The organism is Gelidibacter salicanalis (assembly GCF_007997285.1).
Taxonomy (GTDB): domain Bacteria; phylum Bacteroidota; class Bacteroidia; order Flavobacteriales; family Flavobacteriaceae; genus Gelidibacter; species Gelidibacter salicanalis.
This window is the reverse complement of record NZ_VORX01000011.1, coordinates 57,893-67,449: the sequence shown is the minus strand read 5'-3', so window position 1 is coordinate 67,449 and position 9,557 is coordinate 57,893. Positions and strand designations below refer to the sequence as shown.

Here is a 9,557-nt window from a genome sequence, read left to right as displayed (position 1 = left end):
GGAATCCCAAAACATTTTATCAATTAAAGCAATACGTAAAAAAAGCAGTAATTAATTATAATGAAAAAAGAGTCCACAGACACTTACCTAAAATGAGTCCTAATACTTTTCAAAATTATTGGAACGAATTAACACCAGATAATAGACCAATGATCACTATTTTTAACAATGAAATTAATAACTAAAAACGGTCAACTCTAATCAGGGACATTCACTTTGTAAGTATTAAGAATCAAGACACAAGGATTAAGAGCCAAGAATCAAGAACCAAGAATCAAGAAGCAAGAAGCAAGAAACTTGAGAACTGAAACATTCACCTGAAACCTTAAACAAGAAACTTGAAACCAGAAACCAAATTATCTAAACACACTAAAATCTAGTTTTAAGGAAAACACGTTCGAGTAGAGGGCGGCACTCTGATCACCAATATCAGTAAATGCATAATCAATTTGAATGCCTCGGTATTTGAATCCCACACCAAAATTAGGCTGGAAGGTTAAATTTTCTGAGTTGTCGAGTTGGAGTTCATTTTGAAAATTTCCTACACCCGCTCTCAAAAACACCAGTTCTGTATATCCAAATTCGAATCCTATAGACGGCGTAATACTGGCAAATGAGCTGGAAATGACATCGTTGTTCTGTTCAAAACGGACATTTAAATCCAACGCCGTAACCAAAGCATAATCATAGTGGAAGACAAATTTTTTAGACATTCCCAATTGCAATTTCGGAATGGTCAACTCGGTGGCCTCCGGAACTTGTTGATTTTGCCCTTCAACAGCGTCCTTAATCAAATTCAGCTTTTCCTTATTAAAAGTCCAGGCGTTAAAGGTGGTGGTAATGTCTTTGGCCATTACGCCGAATTTCCAGTCGTTTTCCGCTTGAAACTGAATGCCCACGTCGAGTCCAAATCCCCAAGATGAGGCGAAATCGCCAATTATGCGTCGGATCACTTTCGCATTCACGCCGTAACTAAAACCGTCTAACGGTATCTTTCGGGCATAGGAAAAGGTCAATCCATAATCGGCCGTAGAAAATAGGCGGATGCGGTCGTAATTAATGTTGCCTTGGTCATCAATAAGCTGGGTGGTGTCTAAAATATCATCAACACCAAACCTGATCAACGAAATGCCCACCGCACTTTTGTCGTCCAACGGCATCGCGTAGGCTAGGTAATTATAATTGGCAATATTGGCAAAATAACTCGAATGCATTAATGCAATCTGATTGTCATCTAAAGTGGTTAACCCCGCGGGATTCCAATAGCCTGAGTTGACATCAGCTGATTGCGACACCACCGCATTGCTCATGCCCAAGGCGGCGGCATCAACACCGATATTCATGAATTCATTGGAATATTTACGAGCGGTCTGTCCGATGCCTAAGGCTGTTATCAAAAAAAATGCAGCAAAGACAACTGTTTTCAATAGCGGTAATTTTTACAAAGATGCACAATATTTTACTTCTGAAGGTGTTGAAAATGCACCAGTTACGACGGAATTATAATTCTAATTTGAACTTGAAGCGCTTGAATTTTCAATGGCTTACAAGTTTTTGCTAAAATAACCTTTCAATAATGCATCTTAAGCATTTTCTTATAAAAATAGTTTGCTATTTTTACACAAACTTATCCCATGGCTCTAAAAAGACATCTTCCAAATATCATCACTTTACTTAATTTGTTTAGTGGCAGCATTGCGGTATTATTTGCCGTACAGAATAATTTTGTGGCCGCAGCACTTTTTGTGTTTTTGGGCATCTTTTTCGATTTTTTTGACGGCTTGGTAGCTCGTAAGCTCAATGTTCAGAGTCCGTTAGGCCTGCAGTTGGATTCCTTGGCTGATATGGTGACCAGCGGCTTGGTGCCAGGTATTATCATGTTTAAATTGATCACCTTGGCCACAGACAGCAACACGTTTATGTTTGGCGACGAATGGGGGAGTGCCATGCATTGGATCTCCATCCGGTTTTCACCTTTAGCCTTAATCGGATTGTTTATCACCCTGGCTTCCGCCTACCGTTTGGCAAAATTTAATCTGGACGAAGATCAGCAGTCCTCTTTTACAGGACTACCCACCCCTGCAAACGCCTTATTGATCATCTCTTTGCCCCTCATTATGGAATTTCAAAACAACAATGCCATTAATGCCGTGATATTAAATCCGTGGTTTTTGGTCATTATGACGATTTTGAGCTGCTATTTATTGAATGCAAACATCAAATTATTTGCTTTAAAGTTTAAGGATTGGAGTTTTAAAAATAACGCCGTACGTTACATCTTTATCATCCTATGTGTACTTTTTATCATACTGTTCAAATTTGTTGCCATACCGATCATTATCGTTTTTTACGTATTACTATCTTTGTTCTCTAAAACATTAACGTCGACCACCTAATGTTTACTTATTAAATTTACTTATAACAGGATTTTATGGCATCAGGTTTTTTTGCATTGTTAGATGATATTGGTGTTTTGATGGATGATGTAGCCGCCATGGCTAAAATTTCCACCAAGAAAACGGCAGGAATTTTAGGTGATGATTTAGCGGTGAATGCGGAGAAAGCTTCCGGATTTGTCGCCTCTCGCGAGATTCCAGTTTTGTGGGCCATTACGAAAGGGTCATTTATCAATAAGCTTATCATCTTACCCGTGGCGTTCCTCTTAAGCGCATTCTTACCCGTAGCCGTCACTATTATTTTAATAGTGGGCGGAATCTACTTGGCCTATGAAGGTGCGGAGAAACTTTACGAATATTTAGTGCCACATCATACGGGCGTGGAAGCAGTGCTTGGTGAAGAACTTTCCAAAGAAGAAATTTTAGAGATTGAGAAATCAAAAATTAAGTCGGCTATTCTGACCGACTTTATATTATCTGTGGAAATCGTGATCATCGCCCTAGGTAGTGTTATAGGTCAGCCTATATTGATCCAAATCTTGGTGGTGACTATTGTGGCGTTAATTGCCACGGTTGGCGTCTATGGTATTGTGGCGCTGATTGTCAGAATGGATGATTTTGGTTACCGGCTGATCAACTTTAATGAGGAAGAGAAAAGCATTTCCGATTTCTTTGGTCACTTTTTGGTGAATGCCTTGCCTTGGGTGATTAAAAGTTTGGGTGTTATTGGTACCATTGCCTTATTACTCGTTGCTGGTGGTATTTTTGCCCATAATTTAGATTTTCTCCACCATGTATTGGAATCCTGGCCCTCCATTTTAAAAGAGTTTGTGATAGGCCTAGTATTTGGCTTTGCAGCCTTATTGGTGTTTACGGGCGTAAAAAAATTGATTGGGTTGTTTAAGAAGTAAGGAGAAAGGATAATTAGGTGTTGTTGGTGGAAAACACCCACAACGGCGTAAAGGAAGATAAGTGTTGTTGGTAAAAAACACCAACAACGGCCTGGAAAACACCAATAACAGCGAAACTTCTCTGCCAATGTTGGTGTTGTTCTGCCAATGTTGGTGTTATTCATCAACATTGATGCTAAGCACACACTCGTTTAGTTTTCTTTTGTGAAAGCGTTGTTGGTGGAAAACACCAACAACGGCTTGGAAAACACCGACAACGGCGTGGAGAACACCAACAACGGCGCCAGAGGGAAATAAACTAGGCGTCTAAAAAAGTATTTTCTTTTTACGCAGTTCAAAATTCTGACCCAAGTACACTTTACGGACCATCTCGTCTTCAGCCAATTCTTCAGGTTTTCCGGCTTTTAAAATATTACCTTCAAACATAAGATAGGTTCTATCCGTTATGGCCAATGTTTCTTGTACATTATGGTCGGTAATTAAAATACCAATATTCTTTTTGGTCAGTTGTGCGACAATGCGCTGAATGTCTTCTACTGCTACAGGATCTACGCCGGCAAACGGTTCGTCCAATAAAATAAAATTAGGATTTGTGGCCAATGCACGAGCAATCTCCGTACGACGACGTTCGCCCCCAGATAATAAATCGCCTCTACTTTTTCTGATGTGTCCCAAACCAAATTCATCAATTAAGGATTCCATCTTATCAAGCTGCTCTTTCTTGGATAGTTTTGTCATCTGAAGGACACTTAAAATATTGTCCTCAATGCTCAATTTTCTAAATACAGATGCTTCTTGGGCCAAATACCCAATGCCGTGTTGGGCACGCTTATACATCGGGAATTTTGTGATTTCCTGATCGTCTAGATGGATTTTTCCGCCATTCGGTTTAATCAAGCCTACAATCATGTAAAACGAGGTGGTTTTACCTGCACCGTTAGGGCCGAGCAACCCAACAATCTCTCCTTGATTAACTTCTAAAGAGACATTTTTGACCACTTGGCGTCCTCCGTAGGACTTCATTAAATTTGTTGCGGTTAATTTCATTTGTAGTGTTTAATAGAACAAACTTACAATTTTTATTTTTTAAACGGGCTTAAGATTGTTGTTCTAAAGCTTCCCAAAACTCGTAAGCCTTGCGTAAATGCGGAACTACAATAGTACCGCCAACCAAGGTTGCAATACCTAAGGCCTCGTTGATTTCGGCTTTGGTAAGTCCGTGGTTATAGCTCGTTTCCAAATGGTATTTGATACAGTCATCACAGCGCAATACTGCGGAGGCCACTAAACCTAGAAGCTCTTTAGTTTTTACGTCTAAGGCACCTGCGGCGTATGCGTTTGTATCTAAATTAAAAATGCGTTTAATGATTTTGTTATTGTCATCCGCCAAAATTTTGTCGTTCATTTTGGTGCGGTAAGCGTTGAATTCATTGACGATATCAGACATTTTTCTTGGCTTTACGTTTTTGGTTTCTGACCACAATGGCCGAAATAAAAATACTTACTTGGTATAATATTAAAATTGGAATGGCCACAATGACCTGGCTTGCTACATCAGGAGGCGTAATTACCGCCGAAATGATGAGCACCCCGACTAAAGCGAATTTTCTGTATTTACGGAGAATTTGTGGCGTTACAATGCCCACCTTGGTCAAGAAGTAAATAATAATAGGCAACTCAAAAACCAATCCCGCGGCAATTGAAGACGACCGTACCAAACTGATATAAGAACTGATGTCAAACTGGTTGGTAATCTCGCTACTTACGGAATAGGTACCTAAAAAGTTGATGGATAAAGGCGTAATCACGTAATAACCAAAAAGCACCCCTAAAAAGAACAATAAGGAGGAAATGATGATAAAGCCTCGCGAACTCTGCCGTTCATTGTCCAACAAACCTGGGCTAATAAAGCGCCATAGTTGGTAAATGATGTATGGAAATGCAATGATAAATCCGGCGTAGATAGATGTCCAGATATCCGCTGAAAACTGCCCACTCATTGTTCTACTTTGAATAGTAAATGGGAAAGATTCCGCACAAAATGTAGAATCCATGTGCAAAAACGTCGATAGTTTGCAAAGGTATTTATAGGTCGGAAAATCCATGCTTTTCGGACCAAAAATAATCACTTCAAAAATCCAGCGTGAAAAAATAAAGGCTACCCCACCGGCAATGACGATGCTTAAGGTGATTCGGATAAGGTGCCAGCGTAAATCTTCGAGATGGTCTAAAAATGACATCTCATTAATAGTTTGTTTTGCCATTAGATGATGCCTTCTTTGATGAGGTCATGAATATGCACTACACCCGCATACTTTCCTTCGTGTTCTACTAAAAGTTGTGAAATTTCGTTGTTTTCCATAAGGTCTTTGGCGTCTACGGCCATAGCATTTTCATCAATGCGTTTTGGGTTGGAACTCATAATATCTTTTGCGGTGAGATGAATAAAAGCATCGCTTTTACTAAGCATGCGTCTTAAATCGCCGTCCGTAATAATGCCCACAATGTTGCCATTTTCTACAACAGCAGTAACGCCTAACATTTTTTCAGAAATTTCGACAATAACTTGCTTTACATTGGTATCTAATTCTACCTGAGGTTTTTGATTCATCGACGATAAATCGCTGACCCTCATATAGAGTCGTTTTCCTAGGGCGCCTCCAGGGTGGTATTTTGCAAAATCCGTACTAGAAAAACCTCTCAGTTCTAAAAGGCAAACGGCTAAAGCGTCACCCATAACCAATTGTGCAGTGGTGCTAGTGGTGGGCGCTAAATTATTTGGACAGGCTTCCTGTTCTACATAAGCGTTTAAAACATAATCTGCTTGCTGTCCTAAGAAGGAGGTGACATTACCTGTGATGGCAATCATTTTGTTTTTGGCATTCTTGATTAAAGGTACCAATACTTTAATTTCTGGCGTGTTGCCGCTCTTGGAGATGCAAATAACCACATCATCCTGTAAAATCAATCCTAAATCGCCATGAATGGCATCTGCAGCGTGCATAAATACAGCTGGCGTGCCCGTAGAATTTAGTGTGGCGACAATTTTATTGGCAATAATGGCACTTTTTCCGATTCCTGTAATGATAACCCGACCCTTTGATTGGTAAATGAGCTCTACAGCGCTGGCAAAATCGTCATTCAATAAGGTGGCAAGATTCGAAATTGCTGCACTCTCTAAGGTAAAGGTCTTTTTAGCCGTACTTAGAATAGAATTTTTAATATTCAAAATTTATTGATTTTTCGGTTTGATGCATATAAAGAATATCGTATCTTTAATCCTATGCAAATGTATATAAAATACTAATAGGGATTAATGAACAAAGAAGAAATTGACTTACATGCATCACTAAAAAAATACTTTGGATTTTCTAAATTCAAAGGTCTTCAGGAGAGTGTTATTAAAAGTTTAGTTGCTGGCGATAACACTTTTGTCATCATGCCAACCGGTGGTGGTAAATCATTATGTTATCAGCTGCCCGCTCTTATTCAAGACGGGACAGCAATTATTGTTTCTCCGCTCATCGCGTTGATGAAAAACCAAGTAGATGCCATTAGAGCAGTGTCCCAACATGATGGTGTGGCGCACGTGCTGAATTCATCCTTAAATAAAACTGAGATTAAACAGGTTAAGGAGGATATAAAAAACGGCGTTACCAAACTGCTGTACGTGGCTCCTGAGTCATTGACTAAGGAGGAAAACGTTCAATTTTTAAGATCAGTAACGGTCTCATTTATGGCGGTTGATGAAGCGCATTGTATTAGTGAATGGGGGCACGATTTTAGACCCGAATACCGAAACCTAAGGCATATTATAAAACGCATTGGCGATAATATTCCCATTATTGGGTTGACAGCTACTGCGACGCCTAAAGTACAGGAGGATATTCTTAAAAGTTTAGACATTACAGATGCCAATACCTTCAAGGCATCATTTAATAGACCGAACCTTTATTATGAGGTGCGCCCAAAAACTAAAAATGTCGATTCAGACATCATCCGTTTTGTCAAACAAAATGAAGGCAAGTCCGGAATTATCTATTGCTTAAGTCGTAAGCGGGTAGAAGAGCTCGCGCAGGTACTCCAAGTTAATGGTATAAAAGCGGTGCCTTATCACGCTGGGTTGGATGCTAAAACTAGGGTGAGACATCAGGATATGTTTTTGATGGAAGATGTCGATGTGGTGGTAGCGACCATTGCCTTCGGGATGGGAATTGATAAACCGGATGTGCGCTTTGTAATCCATCATGACATTCCAAAAAGTATCGAAAGTTATTATCAAGAAACGGGTAGGGCAGGCCGTGATGGTGGCGAAGGCCACTGTTTGGCGTTTTATGCCTATAAAGATATCGAAAAATTAGAAAAATTTATGTCGGGTAAGCCTGTGGCTGAACAGGAAATTGGTCATGCGTTGTTACAGGAAGTGGTCGCTTTTGCTGAAAGTTCACTGTCCAGACGTAAATTTATTCTCCATTACTTTGGTGAAGAATTTGACACGGAAACTGGTGAAGGTGGCGATATGGATGACAACGTACGCTATCCTAAAAAGCAGCACGAAGCGCAGGACGATGTGGTGGTGCTTTTAGAAACGGTGGCGCACACCAACGATAAATATAAGTCGAAGGATTTGGTTCATGTCATTACCGGAAAATCGAACGCCTTAATAGCATCGCATAGAACGGATACCTTGCCATTTTTTGGGGTTGGCCAGGATAAGGACAAACGCTATTGGATGGCTTTAATTCGTCAGGTCCTAGTAGCCGGATTACTCAAAAAGGACATTGAAACCTACGGGGTGCTCCGCTTGACTGAGGCGGGCAGAAATTACCTAAAGCAACCGGAATCCTTTATGATGTCTGAAGACCACGTGTTTGATATTGCCACGGATGAAAGCATTATTACGGCCGCTAAAGGTGAAGGAGGGGTGGCAGACGAACGATTGATGACCATGCTCAAAGATCTCAGAAAGCGCAATGCCAAAAAATTAGGAGTGCCGCCGTTTGTGATTTTCCAAGATCCTTCTTTAGAGGATATGGCGCTCAAATACCCTGTAACTTTAGAGGAATTGAGTAACGTGCATGGGGTAGGAGATGGAAAAGCTAAAAAATATGGTCCTGATTTTGTCAATTTGATTGCCCAATATGTGGAGGACAATGACATTATCCGACCTGATGACCTAGTGGTGAAAAGCACAGGAAGCAATTCGGCTTTAAAACTTTATATCATCCAGAATGTCGATCGGAAATTACCTTTAGATGATATTGCTTCGGCTAAAGGGATGTCTATGCAAGACTTTATTAAGGAGATGGAGGCCATTGTTTTTTCCGGAACTAAATTGAATATTAATTATTGGATTGACGATATTCTTGATGACGATCAGCAAGAGGAAATCCACGATTACTTTATGGAGTCCAATACTGATAAGATTGATGTGGCAATAGATGAATTTGATGGCGATTATGACGATGAAGAATTACGTCTCTACCGTATCAAATTTATTAGTGAAGTCGCCAATTAATAAGTTATTCTACAATATTTAAAATCCTTCCGATAGCTTTGCTGTGGAAGGATTTTTTTTACACCTTTAAGTGGAGATTGGTCTATTTGCATTAATATCACAAAATTTCATGCGCATCAAAAACTACTCTTTTATTCGGTAGACGCTTCGGTCAGGCCTTCTGTGGATAATCCTTCATCATAGCCACCTTCAATATGTGAAAATAGGATGTGATTTTTTTTAGCGACCAGCTCAATGCTTTCCATGCGCTCTTTGGATATTTTAGGGAGATCCTCTTTATCAAGCTCAAAATCAATTCGGGTCAGGCGTCGGTCTGAGCCTGTGGTCGACTCTGATTCCAGCTCTTCCATATCTGAACGAAGATCTAAGCTAAAATCAGTTCCTCTTATGATCAGCTTTGCCCCTTTAAAAGTTTTAAGTTGCATGGTACCCACCGTAATCGTTTTAAAATAATGGTAGCCCGCCAATTCGCTTAATCCTGCATAGAGCACATTCGTTTCTGCAATTGCAAATGGCACCCCTTCTACATCCTTGATGATAGCGCCAGTATAGGTGGCTGCCACCACATTTTCAGTGCTTTTAGTGTTGATTAAGGCTGAACGTAATTTTTTGAAAGTAAATTTCATGTCTTGGATTCAATTTTTGTAAAACTAACCTTATAAATTTAAAAATCCAAAGCGGTAGAATATCAGATTTAAAAAAAGGATTTCCAATCTTAACATTAAGGTCAGG

General features: G+C 39.9%; 10 protein-coding genes. 4 read left to right on the top strand and 6 right to left on the bottom strand.

Going from position 1 to position 9,557, the window contains the following annotated elements; genetic code table 11:
• A partial coding sequence (locus ES711_RS16410; RefSeq protein WP_211363137.1) for a hypothetical protein occupies positions 1 to 185 on the top strand: 185 nt, incomplete at its 5' end.
• Positions 186 to 356: 171 nt separating this feature from the next.
• Here the strand turns inward: ES711_RS16410 and ES711_RS15830 are convergent.
• A complete protein-coding gene (locus ES711_RS15830; protein ID WP_449528462.1) occupies positions 357 to 1,427 on the bottom strand; it encodes a putative type IX sorting system protein PorV2 in 1,071 nt (356 codons plus the stop codon).
• A gap of 207 nt (positions 1,428 to 1,634) precedes the next feature.
• Between ES711_RS15830 and ES711_RS15825 the strand changes: the two genes are divergently transcribed.
• Both ES711_RS15825 and ES711_RS15820 read left to right on the top strand, forming a co-directional pair.
• Positions 1,635 to 2,396 carry a CDP-alcohol phosphatidyltransferase family protein gene (locus tag ES711_RS15825; RefSeq protein ID WP_146894280.1) on the top strand — a complete coding sequence of 254 codons (762 nt, stop codon included), beginning with the start codon at positions 1,635 to 1,637 and terminating at the stop codon, positions 2,394 to 2,396.
• Positions 2,397 to 2,431: 35 nt separating this feature from the next.
• Positions 2,432 to 3,307: a DUF808 domain-containing protein gene (locus tag ES711_RS15820; protein WP_146894279.1), complete on the top strand. Its 876-nt coding sequence runs from the start codon at positions 2,432 to 2,434 to the stop codon at positions 3,305 to 3,307.
• A 306-nt stretch (positions 3,308 to 3,613) separates the two neighbouring features.
• Here ES711_RS15820 and lptB read toward each other — a convergent pair whose 3' ends face one another.
• From lptB to ES711_RS15800, 4 genes are read right to left on the bottom strand one after another with little or no spacing between them, the layout of a single operon-like run.
• The gene (gene lptB, locus ES711_RS15815; RefSeq protein WP_146894278.1) at positions 3,614 to 4,354 is read right to left on the bottom strand and encodes an LPS export ABC transporter ATP-binding protein; all 741 of its coding nucleotides are present in this window, start codon (positions 4,352 to 4,354) and stop codon (positions 3,614 to 3,616) included.
• Between the two features lie 49 nt (positions 4,355 to 4,403).
• Positions 4,404 to 4,754, bottom strand: a complete 351-nt coding sequence (locus ES711_RS15810; protein ID WP_146894277.1) for a carboxymuconolactone decarboxylase family protein — start codon at positions 4,752 to 4,754, stop codon at positions 4,404 to 4,406.
• Positions 4,747 to 5,571 carry a twin-arginine translocase subunit TatC gene (gene tatC / locus ES711_RS15805; protein ID WP_146894276.1) on the bottom strand — a complete coding sequence of 275 codons (825 nt, stop codon included), beginning with the start codon at positions 5,569 to 5,571 and terminating at the stop codon, positions 4,747 to 4,749. Before tatC ends, ES711_RS15810 begins: the two co-directional genes overlap by 8 nt.
• Positions 5,571 to 6,536: a KpsF/GutQ family sugar-phosphate isomerase gene (locus ES711_RS15800; protein ID WP_146894275.1), complete on the bottom strand. Its 966-nt coding sequence runs from the start codon at positions 6,534 to 6,536 to the stop codon at positions 5,571 to 5,573. Before ES711_RS15800 ends, tatC begins: the two co-directional genes overlap by 1 nt.
• A gap of 87 nt (positions 6,537 to 6,623) precedes the next feature.
• Here ES711_RS15800 and recQ point away from each other — a divergent pair, with 87 nt between their 5' ends.
• A complete protein-coding gene (gene recQ, locus ES711_RS15795) occupies positions 6,624 to 8,825 on the top strand; it encodes a DNA helicase RecQ (RefSeq protein WP_146894274.1) in 2,202 nt (733 codons plus the stop codon).
• A 131-nt stretch (positions 8,826 to 8,956) separates the two neighbouring features.
• Here recQ and ES711_RS15790 read toward each other — a convergent pair whose 3' ends face one another.
• Positions 8,957 to 9,451, bottom strand: coding sequence for a hypothetical protein (locus ES711_RS15790; RefSeq protein WP_146894273.1), 495 nt, complete (start codon positions 9,449 to 9,451; stop codon positions 8,957 to 8,959).
• Between the last annotated feature and the right edge of the window lie 106 nt (positions 9,452 to 9,557).

Bases quoted from the DNA above. Each gene is read 5' to 3' on its own strand.
- ES711_RS15825 (WP_146894280.1), top strand. From the start codon at position 1,635: ATGGCTCTAAAAAGACATCTTCCAAATATCATCACTTTACTTAATTTG.
- ES711_RS15820 (WP_146894279.1), top strand. From the start codon at position 2,432: ATGGCATCAGGTTTTTTTGCATTGTTAGATGATATTGGTGTTTTGATG.
- lptB (WP_146894278.1), bottom strand. From the start codon at position 4,354: ATGAAATTAACCGCAACAAATTTAATGAAGTCCTACGGAGGACGCCAA.
- ES711_RS15810 (WP_146894277.1), bottom strand. From the start codon at position 4,754: ATGTCTGATATCGTCAATGAATTCAACGCTTACCGCACCAAAATGAAC.
- tatC (WP_146894276.1), bottom strand. From the start codon at position 5,571: ATGGCAAAACAAACTATTAATGAGATGTCATTTTTAGACCATCTCGAA.
- recQ (WP_146894274.1), top strand. From the start codon at position 6,624: ATGAACAAAGAAGAAATTGACTTACATGCATCACTAAAAAAATACTTT.
- ES711_RS15790 (WP_146894273.1), bottom strand. From the start codon at position 9,451: ATGAAATTTACTTTCAAAAAATTACGTTCAGCCTTAATCAACACTAAA.